The organism is Microvenator marinus (assembly GCF_007993755.1).
GTDB lineage: Bacteria > Myxococcota_A > Bradymonadia > Bradymonadales > Bradymonadaceae > Allomicrovenator > Allomicrovenator marinus.
In genome coordinates this window covers 19,767-37,701 of sequence record NZ_CP042467.1, presented here as the reverse complement: position 1 = coordinate 37,701, position 17,935 = coordinate 19,767, and the positions used below count along the sequence as shown (strand labels likewise).

Below are 17,935 nucleotides of genomic sequence, written 5' to 3'. Positions count from 1 at the left end.
ACTGCATCACGACCTATTTGAGAAAGCCACCGGCCCTGAAGACACCCATGATGAGCTCGTCGTAGGGCAATTGTATCGGGGCGCGAAAGTATAAAATTTGTCTCTTAGTGCAATACTCTTGAAGCGACTCCGACATCGCCTCAAACGCCTTTGCGTACGCCTTTTTCAGCGCCGGCGTTACCGTCACATCCGTCACAGCTCCGGATTCACAATCCACAAGCTGGACATCACCCAAAATATTCGGGTCGAGCTCACGCTGATCAAACACGTGAACCACCATGGGCTCAAACTTGTGATACCGAAGCATGTTGAGACCTTCTTCAAACCCAGACGGGTCGTAGAAATCACTCAATACCACCACAATTCCGCGTCGTTTGTTCTGAGCGACAAAAGTCTTGAACGCATCCTTAAGGTTGGTTGCTTTGGCTGCTTCGACACCGTTCAAGAATTCAAAAACCTTAAATATCTGGCCTTTTCCACGCGCGGGAGGAAGTCTCCCGGTCAATGCGTCTGAAAACGGGATGATACTTACGCGGTCGAAGTTCGAGAGGCCGATATAGGAGAGTGCCGCCACGACCCGGCGCACATACGAAAACTTGGTCGGATTCCCGATGAACATGGATCGACTTGTATCGACCAAGAAATAGATGAAGAGGTCCTCCTCTTCTTCGTAGAGTTTGAGGAAGAGCTTTTCCGTACGAGCAAAGAGTTTCCAGTCGATATTCCGAAGGTCGTCTCCCGCAGAATAATTGCGGAAGTCCGCAAACTCGAGCCCACTTCCCACAATTCGGGTCTTACGCTCGGCCCAGTTCGCACCGGCCACGATCTTCTTTGACATGATGTAAAGATATTCGAGCCGTTTGAGGAACTCTTCATCGAACTTCTCTTGGTCCCCCATCGTCTCAGGCCTTCGCTTTTTCGGAAGTATTCTTGATGATTTCATGAATCACTTCGTCAGTTGACACCCCTTCCGCTTCACCCTCGAAGTTCATGATTACACGATGTCGCAAGGCGGGGAGCGCCGAAGCACGCACGTCCTCAGCTGAGACGTTGAACCGTCCATCCATCAGTGCTCTTACTTTGGACGCCACTAGAATCGCTTGCGCGCCGCGCGGAGACGACCCAAACCTGACAAATCTTTTCGTCTTGGGCGATGCCAACGCGTTGTCCGGATGCGTTCCCTGGAGGATTCGAAGCGCATAGTCCTGCACGTGCCTCGCCACCGGAACATCACGAGCAAACATCTTCATCTGAAGAAGCCTTTCTCTACCCATAACCTCCGATACCGTAGGCTGCTCGCGTGCGGTCGTGCGATCCATAATCGTGTGTAGTTCTTCCAAATTCGGGAATTCCACACGGAGTTTAAAAAGGAATCGGTCAAGCTGCGCCTCGGGAAGAGGATAGGTGCCTTCCATCTCCAAAGGGTTCTGTGTGGCCAACACAAAGAACGGATCCTCAAGCTTCATCGTCTCCTTACCAATCGTTACGCTGCGCTCCTGCATGGACTCGAGCATCGCCGATTGGGTCTTCGGAGTGGCGCGATTGATCTCGTCGGCAAGTACGATATTTGAGAAGATCGGGCCCTTCTCGAGCCTAAATTCGCGGGCGCCATCAGCCGATTCCGCCAGAATCATCGTTCCCAAGATATCGCTGGGCATAAGGTCGGGAGTGAACTGAATCCTCGAGAATTTGAGCCCCATCGTGTCCGACAAGGTTTTGACGAGCATGGTCTTACCAAGGCCCGGCACCCCCTCGAGGAGTACGTTGCCACCCGAGAGCATCGCGATGATCACCCCCTGGATGATCTCGCGGTGACCCACGATCATCTTGCCGACCTCGTCGAGCATCTTGGTGCAATCAGCTTTGTACGCTTCGACTTCCTTCTCCACAGCCGCTTCAGACATCTAAACTCTCACTCTTGAGGACGTATCAATTGAAAATATCGCTTCACATAGTATCTGTACCCGGGCGGTACTTTCTCTTTTTCCATCACTTCTTCTACAACAGACTCGTAGTCTACAAACACATCTTTGTATTCGGTCGTGGCGAAACCTTCTTCGCTCGCTGCCTTGATAATCTCCGACTTCGATGCGCCCTTGGCGTCCCGACCGCTTAGATTCTCATCTTTCGCCTTTGAGTCGACCTTAGTCTCTTCCCCGAGTTCGCGGTCACCTTCCCCGAGATTGAACGAATCTGAGGCCTTTGCTTCAGTATCTTTGGATCCCTCCTGGTCCGAACCATCCTCCCCGCCTTCGCCAGTTTTCTCTTTCTTCGTAGCATTGCCGCCCTCCCCCTTGGCTCTTTCGAGAAAGTCCTTCATCTGCTCGGCGCGTTCTTCGGACTTCTCATCGCTCTCGCCCTGAGACTGTTGTCTTTGCATCGCCTCGCGGAGTTCTTCGAGCTGCTTTTGTGCCATCTTTCTGGCTTCAGCCTTTTCCTGTTCTTCTGCGCCTTCCTCAAGAGTCCGTTTCACCTCTTCGGCCTTACGGCTTGCCTCATTTCGAAAGTCAGAAGACTTCTCCTCCCCTTCTTTCTCCCCCTTTTTGCCGTTCTCTTTCTTCTCTTCGGCCGCCTTCTTTGCAGTCTCGGCCATCTCCTCGGTCTTGCGCTTAAGCTGTTTGAGCTCGCGAGACGTCATCTTCCCTTTCTGGGCGTTACCTCGCTCCATTTCGTCCCGATCCTGCTTGAGCTTCTTGAGACGCTCCTTCTCTTTGTCCGAGAGCTTTCCCTGGTCGAAGAGATCTTCCAACTTTCGGATGAGTTCCTCATTCTCTTTCATCAACTCTTGCAGCCGAGGATCTTCGGGATCAATGAGGTCAGAAAACTTCTCTAAAACACTGGCGAGTCGCTCCAAGTCTTTCTGGGACATCTCGTCATTGTTGAGCTTCTTTGCCAGTTCTTCAGCCGCTTCTGCCGCCTTCGCAAGGTCCTTCTTTTTGAGCGCATCGACGAGCTTCTTGACCTCAGGAGACTTCTCCAAGTCTTCCTTCGCAGTTTCTTCAAGCTTTTCAGCGGCCTCCTTTAGGGCCTCAGCCAGCTCATTCATCTTCTCGTCTTGCTTCTCAAAAAGACGCTCTTCAATCTCGCTCAAACGCTCCAGAAACTCACGTCGAGAGATGCTTCGGTTCTCCACCTCAGTCAGCAAATCTTCGAGTTCCTTCAGAGCCTCTTGAGTGGCTGGGTCGTCGATGTCCTTGAGCTCTTCTTTAAGCGCCTCTATGCGTTCTCGCTCAACGGTGACGGTGGCTTGGTCCAACACCTCTTCGTGTACTACCTCAAACGGAGGAGGCAGCTCGTGCTGATGAGAAGGAGGATTGAGAAGGAAGAGAAACACACACACGCCAAAGATGACGCCTAGAAGAACAGCATCTTGAGGTGAACGAAACGGCGCCGACACTTTTAAGTCCACGCTATCCACAAACCTAGCAGCGTCCTTAATCTGAGCGCGCCCAAACGCGTCCAAATCACCTTTGGCAAGGCTCAGCGCGGTTGAAAGTCGGTCATGAAGGTGATGACTCAGGTCGATTCGGCGCGCCAAATCGATCATATCCACAGGGCTTAGCCACGCCCGTAGAACCATGACGAACGGCACCACCACACAAGCGACGAGGAGCGTCCACAACTCATTCGGTGTCATCCATCCAGTCTTGAACATCACGAGCGAAAGTGCAGAGAGCAGCAAATAAAGAGCCAGGCCTGTGGTCAAAGACTCGAGCATACGCTGAGTTTTCACACGAAGCTCAAGCCGCTTGACCGCCGCCTCAATTTTCCTCAAATGTTCAGATTCTACCGACATGGACCTCTCACGTTGTTCTTCCCTGATTTAAGTGAAAAAGAACGAACTTCATTCCAAAAAGATTTAGAGTTCCTTCATTTCATCGAGCATTTTTGCTCGTGAGGCTTCATCCATTAGACTCAAAGCTTCTCCATAAATTCGAGCTTCATCTCGGGTATGTGCCGAAATAGCGTCCCGGACTCGAGACACCACGCTCAATGCTTCCTCAAACTCAGCGGACTTGTGGTTTCGACGTCCAGAGAACGCGAGGAGCCAACGTGTATCGGCCGCAATCGCCTCGTGGTTTTGAACGAGCGACTCAATCGCCTCGGCCATGGAAGGAAAACGGTTCTCAATCTCTACAAAGAGGACTTCCTCCTCTTGATTGAAGTGCGTAATCATATCCTCGAGCGCAACCTCCAAGTCGTCAGCTGCATTTTGAAGGGCTTCGTTCAACTCAGAATCGTCGAGCTCCGAGCGACTAATCTTGCTGAACGACTCATAGGCGTCGTCAAAAAGACGCACCAAGTGGCGATGCTCGTGCAGTATATGCTTCAGTACGTCGTCCGACATCCTCACTCCTTAAATTCGCGCTCCGGGCCCACTCGGAGACTACGTAGCCTCTGACCTTTTGGCAACACTCACACCCTTTGAAGTCCAAGAGCTAAGACAAAAAATTTTCGGCTGGAATTTTTTCGATACGTGCCAAGGTTTGCGACGCGCGACCTTTACGATACGCGCATGTCAAGTTAGGGTCCGCGCCCTGACTGGACACTGAGGAAGCCATGACGTGGGAAGAAAGACGATTCAAAGGAAAAGATCGCGTTTGGATTCAAACCGAGAACGGAACTCCGGTTGAAGAAAACGGAAAGGTCTTCATGAAATACTCCAACTCCGAAGACGCCAAAATCTACCGCGCTGCCCTCGCAAATGTTCAACCATCGGGCGCACCGAGCAAACCAAAGCCGTCGAACTCCAGTAAACGTGGTGTCGATCGACTAGTATGGCAGACACCCAAAGGTGAGGTTCTTTTCAACACCGAGAAACCTGAGGGCCTCGAAAATCAGGCGTCAATTCCGGCTGAGCTCTGGGAGTTTCACACCGATGGGGCTTGCGCGAAGAATCCAGGACCGTGCGGTTGGGGTTGGGTCCTAAGGCATCAAGGTGAGTATCTTGAGGCCAGGCAGTTTATCGGCCACGGAACCAACAACATCGCCGAATTTTTGGCCATTAAGGCTGCGCTCGATCACGTTAAAGACGACGCCGCGAAAGTGCGAATCTATACAGACTCACAGCTTGCAATTGGCATCTTCACTCAGAATTGGAAAGCCAAAGAAAATGTGGAGTTGGTCGATGCCGTAAAGCAGGCCTACAAACGTTTCAAGAAGAAGCCTGAGCTCATCAAGATCAAGGGGCACGCGGGCCACCTACTCAACGAACGGGCTGACTTCCAAGCCACACAATCCATCAAAGATTAAGTTTTCAGAACCGATGTCGGAGCTTTTTGAAATGTCGCAAACCGAAGAATTTAACGCTGAAATTAAAGAAAAGTCGGAGTTTGTCGGACGGGTTCAACAAGAACTCTCAAAGGTCATTGTCGGTCAGGACTATATGGTCCAAAGGCTCATGATTGGACTCTTGACCGGCGGCCACGTGTTGCTAGAGGGCGTACCCGGACTCGCTAAAACGCTCACAGTTAAATCGTTATCTGATTGCTTCCACATGGATTTTAGCAGGATTCAGTTCACACCTGACCTGCTCCCTGCCGACTTGGTCGGCACCATGATCTACGACCAAGTTGAGCGGACTTTTGTGCCCCGACAAGGGCCAGTGTTCACAAACTTCCTGCTCGCCGACGAGATCAACCGCGCGCCCGCTAAAGTGCAATCAGCTTTGCTCGAGTCCATGCAGGAGAGGCAGGTAACCCTTGGGGACCGGACGTATAAGCTGCCCTCCCCGTTCCTGGTTTTAGCTACTCAAAATCCGATTGAGCAGGAGGGCACTTATCCCCTTCCTGAGGCCCAGGTAGACCGTTTCATGTTGATGCTCAAGGTGGGATACCCCACTCGAAGCGAAGAGCGTCAAATTATGGACCGCATAGCCGACCAAATCGAGATGCCCTCTGTGACACCAGTGGCTGGTCCAGAGGAAGTGCTCTCGGCGCAATCGCTCATTCGTAAAATCTTTGTCGATGAGAAACTCAGGGACTACATCGTCGATTTGATCGTTTCCACGCGTGAGCCCAAAGAGTACGGACTCAATCGCATCGAGAATTATCTGGAGTATGGCGCAAGCCCTCGTGCGACGATCTTCCTCAACTTGGCAGCGCGTGCTCACGCGTTCATCAACCACCGTGGTTACGTCACGCCCGAGGACATCAAGTCTGTCGCGCCGGACATTCTCAGACACCGTGTCGTCCTCAGCTTCCAGGCTGAGGCCGAAGAGGTGACTTCCGAAGATATTGTTCACGAAATGCTTGAGACCATTGAAGTACCCTAAACCATGCTACCTCCAGACCTGATCGAAGCTGTTAAACGGCTAGAAATCGCTACGAAGAGAGCGGTGAACGACCAGCTCGCGGGTGAGTATCACTCCGTGTTCAAAGGGCGAGGTATGGACTTTTCTGAGGTCCGAGAATATCAGCCCGGAGACGACATCCGCGTCATCGACTGGAACGTTTCTGCGCGTATGAACGGAATGTTCGTCAAACAATTTGTAGAGGAACGGGAACTGACGGTTTTTTTGCTGGTTGATGCCTCAGGCTCCCAGGCTTTTGGCAGCCGAGAAAAGCTTAAACTTGCGACCGCCGCCGAGATAGCAGCCCTTCTGGCGTTCACGGCGGTTAAGAACAACGACCGCGTTGGACTCGCCACCTATACTGACCAGATTGAGACGTTTATCCCACCTAAAAAGGGACGAAAACACGTACTCCGAGTCATTACTGAGATCCTGAACACGAGTCCTCAGGGGCACCTGACCCATACCCAGAGCGCTCTTGAGTTCTTGCTCAAGGTTCATCGTAAAAAAGCAGTGGTTTTTCTGGTCTCCGACTTTCTAGACTCAGGGTTCGAAAAGACTCTCAATCTGGTTAACCAGAAACACGAAGTCATTCCGGTCGTGATTTCAGACCCGATGGAAGAATCTCTTCCGGACCTCGGACTCGTGCCCTTCGAAGACCCCGAGTCCGGCGAGATCGTCCTGGTAGATACGTCCAACGTGAGAGTGCGCGAGATTTACGACCGTGCAGTCCTGGACCGCAATTTTGCGCGCGACCAGATGTTTCGCAAACTCCGAATTGACCCAATTCGAATAACCACGGGCTCCAACTACGTTGAGCCATTGGTGGCCTATTTCAGAAGGAGGTCGAAACGTGTCCATTAAAGCAATGATAGTGTTGCTCCTGCTTTTGCCGGCAATGGCGCTTGGTCAGACCTCTAAGATTCAAGCCCAATGGCCCGAAAAGGACTCCTGGCGCGCGGGAGAAATTGTAGACCTGGTTGTGGAGATTCAACATCCATTGGACACAACTCTTGTAATGCCCGAAGAACTGGGCTCCTCGAGATTTGTTCCCATTGACCAGACACAGACGACCGTACCGAGCGAGTCGGGCTTACGCACCGAAATCAAGCTGAAGTACGGACTCTTTCGGCCTGGAATTGGAACGCTCGGACCACTGACCTTTAAAGTCGTCGATCAGAGCGATCAGATAGAAGAGCTCTCAACGCCGGAGTTCAAGGCCAAGGTCCTCTCTAACTTCGAGAACGAAGAACCCACCTTTTCACCCCCACAACCTCTGGCAAGCGTCTGGCAAGATGATTACACCTTGCTTTGGGTCGCAGGAGGTACTCTGGTTGCACTTCTCGGGGGGTTGATCGGTTTTTATTCGCGTCGGCGCCAGCGTCTTGATGAAGAAATCTACGTGCCTGCCCGCCCCGCGCACGAAGTCGCGTTAGAAAAGCTGTCCGCGCTGCAGTCCGACACGCTCTTGAGCGATGGCCTGCACATGCTTTTCTACGTCCGAATGTCCGAGGCTCTGCGCGAATACCTCGGCCGACGATTCGGTTTTCCGGGTACTGAGCTTACAACGACAGAGATTCTCGAGAGGCTTGAGTCCGTCGAGTGGCCAAGAGGACTTGAGCTTCTTGACATCAAACGCATCCTTGAGCACTGCGACCTCGTGAAGTTTGGCGGCTATCTGCCCACGGATACTCAGGCGAACGAAACGCTCACGCGATGTTTCACCGTGGTAGAGCTTACGAAGCCCATTGAAACTGCAGCGACCGAGGAGGCGGCATGAACTTCCAATTTGAGTTCTGGCCCGCCCTACTCCTCTTGGTGCTGGTCCCAGTGATGGTGGCACTCCTCTTGGTGCCAAAGCTGGCTCGGAAACGCACTCAATCAGTGCGATTCACGGGTGTGAGTCAGCTCAGTGCCCAAACCCGCGGATGGAAGAGATATTTGGACCCACTTCCGGAAATCCTGACTATTTTGAGTCTGACGCTCTGTATTCTTGCGCTTGCGAGACCACAGCTCGTGGAGCCAGAAGAAGTAGAAGTCGAAGGAATCGACATCTTTCTAGCCCTCGACATGTCGGGCTCTATGCGCGCAATCGACCAGACCCAAGACGAGGTTCGTTCCCTCAATCGTATGGGCAAAGACCCGCTCACAAGGTTCGAAGCGGCCGTTAATACTCTCCAAGAGTTCGTCTCGACGCGAGATTACGACCGCATCGGCATGGTTGTTTTCGCCAAAGATGCGTTCCTTCAATTCCCACTTACGCTCGATCGACGAACGATTATCTCCATGCTCGATTCACTCAAGCTCGGTGATATCGACGAAGGTGGTACAGCGATTGGAAATGCGATGGGACGGGGCATCTCGGGCTTAAAAGACTCCGACGCACGAACCAAGATTCTCATTCTAATCACAGATGGTGACCGACGCGGGGGGAACATTTCTCCTAAGCAGGCCACCACAATGGCCAAATCTCTCGGCATCAAGGTCTACCCCATTTTGGTTGGACGAAAGGGTCCAACTCTAGTTCCAGCAGGTCGCGATCCTTTTACCGGGACAATCGTTTACAGGGAGACGGAATTCCCGGTGAATCCGGAGCTGCTCAAAGAGATCGCCGAAGGCACTTCAGGTCGCTACTTCCATGCGGCCGACGCCGAAACACTCAAACGGGATTTGCACGAGATCCTCAACGAGTTCGAACGTACCCGTATCAGAGATACGACGAGTGTGGACCCGGAAGAACTCTTTCGTCCTCTACTGCTCTGGGCCTTGGCCGCGCTTGTTCTGGCGTTCTTACTTCGCCACACCTTTTTACGACGGTTTCCGTGAGGTTGTGATGCAATTTGAACATCTTGAAACACTCCTCTTAGTGCCGGTCTCACTGTTTATCATGTTGGGAGCACTCGTCTTTCACTCGCGTTGGACGCAGCGGGTCCGATTGAGAATCCAATCTGGCAGCGCCCTCGAGTCGATGTACGCAACGTTCAGCCCTCAGCGACGAAGGCTAAAGCAGATCTCCTTCGTACTTGCCGCTATCTTCATTGCCATAGCTGCAGCTCAACCTCAGTGGGGACAGACGAACAAGCCGGTTAAACGAACCGGTGTTGACCTCGTTTTTGCCATCGATATCTCCAAAAGTATGCTGGCTCAGGACGTTGTCCCGAGCCGACTCGAGGCGGCACGACGCGAAATCAAGACCATCCTCACCCAACTGGGCGGTGACCGCGTGGCTCTGGTCCTCTTTACCGCCATCTCATTCGCACAATCGCCTCTCACCGCCGACTATTCTGCGATTCGCTTCTATCTCGACAAGATGAACCCGAACCATATGCCGGTGGGTGGCACGTCGCTTGGCCGCGCCATTTCTGATTCAGTTGAACTTCTGACCGGAAAGTCAAGAGATGGGGATGACTCTCTAAGCATGAAGAGAGCCAAGAACCAAGTGATTGTTCTCATTTCCGACGGTGAAGACCACGAGTCGGACCCTATTGCCGCCGCGCAACTTGCCAAGGAGCACGGTATTAGAATTCTCACCCTAGGCATCGGAACCCGCAGTGGAGAGCGAATCCCTTCGATTCGCTCCGATGGCACTAGGTCTGGCTTTCAGCGCGACCGAAAGGGAGAGATCGTCAGGTCCAAACTTGACGAGGACATGCTCAAGGAAATCGCCACGATCACGGGCGGAGCTTATATCTACTTTGACGGCGAGAACTCAGCTGCGAACGCTATTCTTGAAGAAATCGAGAAGCTCGAGGAAACCGAGTTAGAGACGCTTCTTAAAGAGCGCTACCGCGAGCGCTACTACTTCTTCCTCTTGCCAGCTTTGCTCTTTCTATGTTTCGGGATCTTACTCAGTGAGCGTCGGCGAAAGCTTGGACTCGCAGGTGTTGCGTCAGTCCTCATCATTCTGACGGGCTGTGAAGACGCCTTACGCTCGAAGGTCTCAGAAGTAGAAAACGCCAAGGAGCTACTCGCTCAAGGCAATCCTACCGAAGCACTAGCAGAGCTCGACGGTATCGAGACCAAAGTGCTCTCATCTCCTGAACTAGACTACAATATTGGCACGCTTCAGCATCTGACCGAAGCCCAGGATGAAGCGCGCGAAAAGCTCGCCCGAGCACTAGAAAGCGACAATCCTTCCTTGGTCTTTGATGCGTCGATCAATCTCGGACTTGTCTTGGGTGCGCGCCAGGAATGGTCCGATGCCTACAAACTCTTCCAAGACGCCTTGGTTGTTGCTGACGCTAACCCTGCTGCGGCAACCGACGAAGAACGCGCGATCGCACGCAAGAACCTCGAAGCGGCCTTTCTCAAGATGTATCCGCCCTGCAGCGAGATCGACGATGAGTTTGAAGAGAACGATGAGCCGCTATCTGCTACGGCGCTGGAAGAACTCAAAGTACCCAAAGCGGTGATTTGCGCAGAAGACGATGATTGGTTCCGCATCCAAGCCATGGCCGGAACGCGGGTTTCTGTACGGGCGAACTTTGAGCCACTTCGAGAGTTGTTTACGGAAGAAGAGCCCTTTCTCACAAAACCGGAAGACGCACAGATTTCACTCTTTTCATCTAACGGACAAAACGTGGTCGCCGTGGACCAAGGCTCCGAAGAGACACTTGCCAACGACATAGCTTCCAAAAAGACGGCGCGCTCACTCGACCGAGTCTTGGTCGACCAGACCACTGTGGGTGCTCAAAGCCAAGTCCTACTGAAGGTTTCCTCTTCTCCAGGACGGGACTTTCGCTACTCCCTTGAGATAGAGACCATACCGCCTTGTCAGGCACTTCAAGAGGCCACAGAACCGAATGATTCACCCCAAAATGCAAGCGTCATCACGCCGGAGACCGGTCCAGCTCATCTTTGCCCGGGCGATGAAGATTGGTTCAAGATCGAGGTCGGCCCCGGCGACTCGTTCTTCGCTGATGTAAGCGTTTCTGAGGACAAAGAACGAGGAACTCCTCCTGCTCCAACTCTTCAGATTATGGACGCCGAGACCATGCAGGTGCTTTCAGAGGGCGTTGAGGATTCTGGATACCTGACGGCAGGCATTCGGGACATCTCGTCGGCCACGACCCTTCTGGTTCGCGTTGGAGGTGTATCCGATGATGAGCAAGGTCCATACAAATTGGACACCTACCACTTTCTACCCTGCGACGTTGGAGACGACCGTTATGAAGAAAATGACCTGCCTGAATCTGCCGCCGAGCTCGACGGGCAATTGCCGGTTCATCGATATCTAAGATTGTGTGAATCCGACGACGACTATTTCTCGCTAGGCCTCAAGGAAGACGACCCCAAACTTCACGTTGGAGTCGCTCTCACTGCGTTTCCAGCGGACCAAGAAGACCCTTACCTTTCCGACATCCAAATCGACCACCTGTCAGCAGGTGGTGACCAGATTCTTCACGCCGGTGTGCGACCGGAAGAACAAACTCCAGATGCACTTCCGCTGAGATCCCTTCTTTTGACCGAGAAGCTCGACGAAAAGTCAGCGCTCCTGCGCGTTCGGGGCGAACAAGACTTCTACCATTTGGTTCAATTGAATCCTTCCCAGCCGCCTCAGGAGAATCAGGACAAATCTGAATCTGAGGAGCAGCAAGAACAAGAGGAACAGGAGAACAACGAAGACCAGCAAGACCAGCAAGACAAACAAGACCAAGAGGATGGAGACAAAGAAGACGAAGAGGCAGAATCAGAATCTGCTCAGCCCGAAGAAGGAGAAGAAGAGCCCAGGGAAGAGGCGCAAATGAACCCGCAACCGACGGATACCTCTGAAAACCCAGAGATGGATCGTGTCGAAGACATTCTAAAGTCGCTCGAAGAGACCGACCACAACTTCCAGATGAAAAAAGCCCTCGAAAACATGCCTAATCTTTATATCGAGAGAGATTGGTGATGCGTTTGCGACTCTTTTTTATCCTCATGTTCTGGGCCCTTCCAGGCCTTGTGATTGCGCAATCTTCGATGACCGCCTCCATCGACCCGAATATCGTAGAGGTGGGCCAAACCCTCAGGTACGAAGTCACCATTGCCACGAAGAGCAATGGAGATATGGCTTTGACAACGCTGCCGGATTTTGGTGAGGCGAGAGTACTTCAACGCACACAATCCCCGAGATTTGTGAACATCAATGGGATCTCTACCCGTTCGATTTCCTACATATGGGCGATTCAACCTCAAACCAAAGGTCGTTTTGAGATTGCTGGAGTTGAAGGAAAAGTAGGCGACGAGATATTAAGAGCTCCTTCCGTATCTTACCAAGTCGTGGACCCCGGCAATTCTCCGAAGACGACTCGCAACGAACAAGCATGGGTTGAGAGCGAAATAGACCCTCCTCGCCAAGTCTACGTTGGAGAGCAACTATCCTTGCACTACCACCTTTACTTGGACGTTCGTCTCCGAGACGTACAACCCATGCCTCCGGATGAACCACCACTCGATGAGTTTTGGGTCGAAGACCTCTCAAGCCAGCTAAACTCACGTCAGGTGGTTTCCGCAGGCAGTCGAAGAGTCAACAAGATTGCCCTGCGATCCTATGCGTTGTTTCCGCTGCGCGCGGGTCGCACCACGATTGAGCCCCTAGAACTTCCACTCGTGCAAAGTTCGTTCTTCAGGCGCGAAGAAGTTCGCATCAAGTCTGAACCTCTCGAGATTGATGTTCTACCGCTGCCACCGGGCGCCCCGACCTCGTTCTACGAGGGAAATGTAGGGGAATGGAACCTCGATGTCAGCGTCGATACCAGAACGGCTAAAGTCGGAGACACCATTCGGCTTCGGATCACCGCTCGTGGCAACGGTCTCCCCACAAAACTCCGACTGCCGGATTTCCCACAAATCCCGAAACTAAGGGCATTAGACTCCAACGAATCTCACAAAAAAGAGGTCCGAAACTTAAAGATTTACGGCGAAAAGAGAGTTGAGATTCCCCTTCTCCTACTTGAAGAAGGAAGAGTTGAAATCCCAAGTATGACATGGTCCTTCTTCAATCCCGAAAAGGCTACTTATGAGACTCTTGAGACCCAACCCATTTTGCTCTCGGTCGCTCCGGGAACCCTTCCTCCTTCCGCGAAAGCGCCGCAAGAGGTTCGCGAATCCACACTTTCTTCAACTTCGAATAAGGCCGAAGAGATGGTCAATGAACTTCTAGGGCAACTAAAGCCAGCTGACGAAGCTGCTTCAAGCCAAGTAAGTTTGGCAGACAACTTAGTTTGGCGACTCGCTCTCACCCTTCTCTCCCTAATCTCTCTTCTCTTGCTCTTCGAACCTTTCGCCAGACGTTGGTGGGAAAAAGGGGAACCTTTGCGCCGAAAGAAGGCTCGCCAAAAGGAGCTCATTGCGGCCCTTCAAACGGCTACGAGCTGGGATGATCTCTCTCATACAGTGGGTGAACTCCTCGTCGAGATTCTCGAAACCAATAGAGCCGCACTTTCGACCCATCGTATCATCAAGACCCTGGAAACTTCCGCGAGTTTCGACTCCAACGATGCCCAGATAATCGCTGAAGTGTTGAAAGTTTGTGAGGAAAAGAGATTCGCCCCTGACAAGAGCACGGATTCCACGTTCCAGCGACTTCATTCAGAAGCCAAATCCATTTTCGCAAAGTTCGCAATTGCCGCGCTGGCCTTCGGGCTCGTGCCCCAAGAAGCACGTGCAGAAGCACCAAGTGGACACCATCAAATGGCCATAGCCTCGGCAGAAGACCGTGACTGGGGCAAGGCTAGGCTCGAGATAGAGCGCGCCTGGGTGCAAGACCCGTGGGACTCATCAACTCGGTCAAACCAAGAAACGATCGCCAAGATCGTGCGCCTGAACACCATACAATCCACGCGGGTTGGAAGAGTTTTGGAAGGCCACGACGACCAACTATTCTGGTGGCGCGCCTTCATGAGTTTCGGCGAAAACTCGCTGCCTGCCGCCCTACTTGGGGCCTTGGGCATGCTCGTCGCGCTTCTTTTGCTCGCACGCAAGCGCCCAGCATTCAGGCCGTTCATTCTGGCACCTATCCTCATGATTTTGGCGATTGTCGCTCTCTGGACGGCCAAGTCATGGGTCGAAACCTCGGTGGCGCCTGTCATCATCACAAAAGACAAAGTGGAGTTTAGGTCGGGCCCCACACCTCACGCGAGTGTGCGAGGAGATGTTAAGGGATACTCCGCAGGAACCATGCTCCGTTCAATGGAGGAGCGAGGTGATTGGGTGAAGATTTCTATTGGGGAAGATTCGGCGTGGACGCTCAAATCAAACGTTGAGTTCGTCACCGAATAGGCATCAGGACGCGGCCTATTTGTCTTGAAGTGCCGAGAGCCCTTGAAGAACCTTTGGCAAATCAAGCCCAAGCGTCTGTTTGATCTGCTCAGAACCACTTGCAGCCTTCATCGCCAGGTTTCGATTCGCATCATCGGACTGAACACTAGAATCAATCACGGTGATTTTGTCGATCTTGATGTCCTGGATGGTGGACATCATACCGTCCATGAGCGCATCAAACTGCTGCACCAAGAAGATTGGGCGAGCAGCGTCTCCCGCATCGTTCCACATCTTGATGAGGCTCCTGAGCGCCTCAGCTGTCGCGCGACCATCTTCCACAATCTTAGCAGAATTGGCCTTCGCCTCAGCTTCAAGCTCAGCCTTTCGTGCTTGCGCGGGCTGAATGACGTCAGCCGCAAGCTGACGCTTGACCTGCTCAAGTCGCGCGCGCTGAACATCGAGGCTCGCACGAGCTCGAGCAATGGCGGCACCTGTCTTTGACCTCTCCTCCGCCACCATGGCCTCGCCACGTGTCTTCGCGTCGATAATACGTCGTTCAGCGTCGGCAGTGGTAATCTGCTTCTGTGCCTGAATCTTGGCGATGGCTTTCTTAAGTTGGTTCTCTGCGTCCTGAACCGTAGCCTCGGCCCTGTTCTGAGCCTCGGACACGCGCGAATCCTTGATCAATTCGGCCGACTGCTTACGACCAATCGAGTCCATGTAGCCCTTCTCGTCGGTCACGCTTTGAATATTCAAGTTGTCGAGCACGAGTCCGAGCCTTCGGAGGTCGGTCTCGGCCTCCTCGAGCAACGAACGGGCAAACTTCATTCGGTCGTTGTTGACCTCCTCTGGAGTCAGGGTGGCCAAAACGCCGCGCATATTTCCTTCCAGAGTCTCTTTCGCAATGCCCTTGACATGCTCACGCCCCATTCCAAGGAAACGCTCAACTGCGTTCGACACAAAGGGCTCCTGACTGCCAATCTTGACGTTTGCCATACCTTTGATGGAGAGCGGAATACCGCCCTTGGAGTAAGCATTCGTGACCGTGAGGTCGATAACCATGTTGGTCACGTCAATACGGTCCACCTTCTGAAAGAGTGGCACCCGGACCTTCCTACCTGAGTGGATCAATTTATAACCTTTCTCTCCACCTGCTCCGCTGAATACCAACACTTCATTGGGTTGGCAGATTTCGACCAGATTGTTCGCCACAATGAATGCAGCGATCCCGATAAGAACCAACACAAGAAGGATGAAGCCTGCGCCTCCTAAAACGATGAATTCCATATGACCTCCTTATCCTTGTTCCGTATCTGATTTTTTCTGAGCGAGAGCCCTGGCGAGATTCTGCCGCTTGTCTGCGCCCAACGCGCCAAGATTTGCTGGCTGTTCACTCGCCAACTGACGAGGCTCGCCGTCTCCGTGCTTCCCTGTAAGTGCACCTTGAATATCGAGGCCGAGAGTATCTCTCATCTCTGTAAAGAGATTTGCCACGATTTTCGGGAACGAGCTTACGTAGTTTGGCAATGCCGTACCCGTTCCAGAATCGATGAGCGCAACCTCCATGACCTGCACCTGTTGTGCGGCTCGGGAGACATGCTTCATAATGGACTCCAAGCGGTGCAGCACAAAGACGTCTGCCGCAGCATCACCGGCGTCCTTCCAAGCGTCCGCCATCATCCTGAGAACTTCGGCCATCGCACGACCTTTCTCCGCGATTTCCGCCGCCTCACCAGCCGCGATCAACTCTCGCGCGACCTTATTTGCCTCAGCTGGAATAACCACATCGGCCTGGAGACGTAACTTCTCAAGTTCGGTACGAACCTGTTGAAGTTCCTGCTCTGCCTCGGCTCTTGCGGCCAGCGCACGCGCTTCCGCTCGCTCTTCCTCAGACTTCGCCTGAAGTTCCAGATCCGCCATATACTGGCGAAGTTCGTTCTGTGCCTTTTGAATCTGAGCTTGAGCATTTCGACGCGCAACCTCGCCTCGTCCTTGCGCCTCGGCCTCGACTTCCTCTGCGATCTTCATCGAATCTGACTCGGCAATCTCTGCCACCTTCAGAATCTCTGCAATTCGACGACGCCCCAGAGAGTCGAGGTAATCGCGGTCATCGCTCACATTCTGAATCTTCAAGGTATCGAGATTAAGGCCGAGCTTTTCAAGGTCTGGCTCAACGTCATCGAGCAATTGTTCAGAGAATCGAAGTCGGTTCTCGTTGACCTCTTCTGGCGTGAGGGTCGCGAGCACGCCACGAAGATTACCCTCGAGGGTTTCCTGAGCCACTCGAACAATTTCATCACGATTTCGACCGAGGAATCGCTCAATCGCACTGTGGATGATTTCATCATCGCTCGAAATCTTGACGTTCGCGATGGCCTGGACGTTCAGCGGAATACCACCCTTGGAATACGCACCTCGAGTGTCGATCCTGACAGGAAACACCCGGAGGTCCATACGCTCTACGGTTTCTACAACTGGCCATCGAAATGTCCAGCCTCCGCGAATCAAGCGATAACCTACCACCGACCCATCCTTCAATTTATGGTCTCGACCAGAAAAGATCAGGACTTCGTTTGGACGGCCTACAAAAAGGAAACTCTTGGCTGCTGCAAAAAACAGAAGCAAAAAGCCCACGATAACTATAGCTGCAACAATTGCCGGACCCATAATATGGTCACCTCCAAAAAAGCTCGTTGACTAAACCGGTTTACTTAACTCGTCTAACGTGACGACGCGCGCAACGCCATCCTGCATCGTAACCACATAAACGACTGTATTTCTCGTGAGTTGAGAGCCGTCCTCAGAAATGGCAGGCATCTCCACCACCTGTCCTCGCATGCGAAACCTAACTTTTCCCATAGATCCGTCGCCGGGAATATCGAGTGTCACTTTCCCTTCGATCCCCGCGTAATCTCTTTCGGTGAGCATCCGTCCTCCCACACTTCGATTCGCCAGGTGAAGGGTATAAGTCATGCCAACGCCCGCTATAAGCCCCATTGTGAGCGAAGTCAGCGCCACGCCGATCACACTTGCCCAAAGGAAGGTGAGGACCGTGCCCGTCAGGCCTCCGAACGCCATCGTGAAGGTGTAAAACTTAAAACTGAGAAATGGGTTGTATCGCCGATACCGGGCAACTTCCAAGTCCTTCTCAACTTCACCATCTCCGGCAGACACCAGAGAAGTACTCCCAGCGTCCTTGTCGAAATCTTTGTCGAAATCTTTATCGAAGTCCTTGTCGAAATCTTTATCGAAGTCCTTGTCGAAATCTTTATCGAAGTCCTTGTCGAAATCTTTATCGAACTCCTTATCGACATCCGCATCGCCGCCCAAACCTGACGCAACGGAGAGCGCAACAAACACACCCCCAACAATCATGCTCACGACATAGACGCTTAGCAC

Annotated in this window: 14 protein-coding genes; 7 read left to right on the top strand and 7 right to left on the bottom strand. The window is 52.7% G+C overall.

Features of this window, described 5'->3' with window-relative positions:
- Positions 1-13: 13 nt before the first annotated feature.
- The 4 genes from FRD01_RS00150 to FRD01_RS00135 form a co-directional block, all read right to left on the bottom strand.
- Positions 14-943 carry a DUF58 domain-containing protein gene (locus FRD01_RS00150; protein ID WP_249755874.1) on the bottom strand — a complete coding sequence of 310 codons (930 nt, stop codon included), beginning with the start codon at positions 941-943 and terminating at the stop codon, positions 14-16.
- Positions 903-1,904 carry an AAA family ATPase gene (locus FRD01_RS00145; protein WP_146956508.1) on the bottom strand — a complete coding sequence of 334 codons (1,002 nt, stop codon included), beginning with the start codon at positions 1,902-1,904 and terminating at the stop codon, positions 903-905. Before FRD01_RS00145 ends, FRD01_RS00150 begins: the two co-directional genes overlap by 41 nt.
- A gap of 8 nt (positions 1,905-1,912) precedes the next feature.
- Positions 1,913-3,796, bottom strand: a complete 1,884-nt coding sequence (locus FRD01_RS00140; RefSeq protein ID WP_146956506.1) for a DUF8809 domain-containing protein — start codon at positions 3,794-3,796, stop codon at positions 1,913-1,915.
- 63 nt (positions 3,797-3,859) lie between these two features.
- Positions 3,860-4,348 (bottom strand): hemerythrin domain-containing protein, encoded by a 489-nt coding sequence (locus FRD01_RS00135; protein WP_146956504.1) that lies wholly within the window; start codon positions 4,346-4,348, stop codon positions 3,860-3,862.
- A gap of 212 nt (positions 4,349-4,560) precedes the next feature.
- Here FRD01_RS00135 and FRD01_RS00130 point away from each other — a divergent pair, with 212 nt between their 5' ends.
- The 7 genes from FRD01_RS00130 to FRD01_RS00100 are packed head-to-tail and all read left to right on the top strand — an operon-like array spanning position 4,561 to position 14,554.
- On the top strand, positions 4,561-5,253 hold the full coding sequence (locus FRD01_RS00130) for a ribonuclease HI (protein ID WP_146956502.1): 693 nt from the start codon (positions 4,561-4,563) through the stop codon (positions 5,251-5,253).
- A gap of 31 nt (positions 5,254-5,284) precedes the next feature.
- The gene (locus tag FRD01_RS00125; protein ID WP_146956501.1) at positions 5,285-6,274 is read left to right on the top strand and encodes an AAA family ATPase; all 990 of its coding nucleotides are present in this window, start codon (positions 5,285-5,287) and stop codon (positions 6,272-6,274) included.
- Positions 6,275-6,277: 3 nt separating this feature from the next.
- Positions 6,278-7,156, top strand: a complete 879-nt coding sequence (locus FRD01_RS00120) for a DUF58 domain-containing protein (protein WP_146956499.1) — start codon at positions 6,278-6,280, stop codon at positions 7,154-7,156.
- A complete protein-coding gene (locus FRD01_RS00115; RefSeq protein ID WP_146956497.1) occupies positions 7,146-8,072 on the top strand; it encodes a hypothetical protein in 927 nt (308 codons plus the stop codon). Before FRD01_RS00120 ends, FRD01_RS00115 begins: the two co-directional genes overlap by 11 nt.
- Positions 8,069-9,118, top strand: a complete 1,050-nt coding sequence (locus tag FRD01_RS00110; RefSeq protein ID WP_146956496.1) for a vWA domain-containing protein — start codon at positions 8,069-8,071, stop codon at positions 9,116-9,118. The genes FRD01_RS00115 and FRD01_RS00110 overlap by 4 nt, the downstream gene beginning before the upstream one ends.
- Before the next feature lie 7 nt (positions 9,119-9,125).
- On the top strand, positions 9,126-12,185 hold the full coding sequence (locus FRD01_RS00105) for a VWA domain-containing protein (protein ID WP_249755873.1): 3,060 nt from the start codon (positions 9,126-9,128) through the stop codon (positions 12,183-12,185).
- On the top strand, positions 12,185-14,554 hold the full coding sequence (locus tag FRD01_RS00100; protein WP_249756235.1) for a BatD family protein: 2,370 nt from the start codon (positions 12,185-12,187) through the stop codon (positions 14,552-14,554). Before FRD01_RS00105 ends, FRD01_RS00100 begins: the two co-directional genes overlap by 1 nt.
- 15 nt (positions 14,555-14,569) lie before the next feature.
- Here FRD01_RS00100 and FRD01_RS00095 read toward each other — a convergent pair whose 3' ends face one another.
- From FRD01_RS00095 to FRD01_RS00085, 3 genes are read right to left on the bottom strand one after another with little or no spacing between them, the layout of a single operon-like run.
- Positions 14,570-15,823, bottom strand: coding sequence for a flotillin family protein (locus FRD01_RS00095; protein ID WP_146956490.1), 1,254 nt, complete (start codon positions 15,821-15,823; stop codon positions 14,570-14,572).
- Between the two features lie 9 nt (positions 15,824-15,832).
- Positions 15,833-17,203 carry a flotillin family protein gene (locus tag FRD01_RS00090; protein WP_146956488.1) on the bottom strand — a complete coding sequence of 457 codons (1,371 nt, stop codon included), beginning with the start codon at positions 17,201-17,203 and terminating at the stop codon, positions 15,833-15,835.
- 30 nt (positions 17,204-17,233) lie between these two features.
- Entirely contained in the window at positions 17,234-17,917 is a 684-nt protein-coding gene (locus FRD01_RS00085) for a hypothetical protein (RefSeq protein ID WP_146956486.1), read from the bottom strand.
- Between the last annotated feature and the right edge of the window lie 18 nt (positions 17,918-17,935).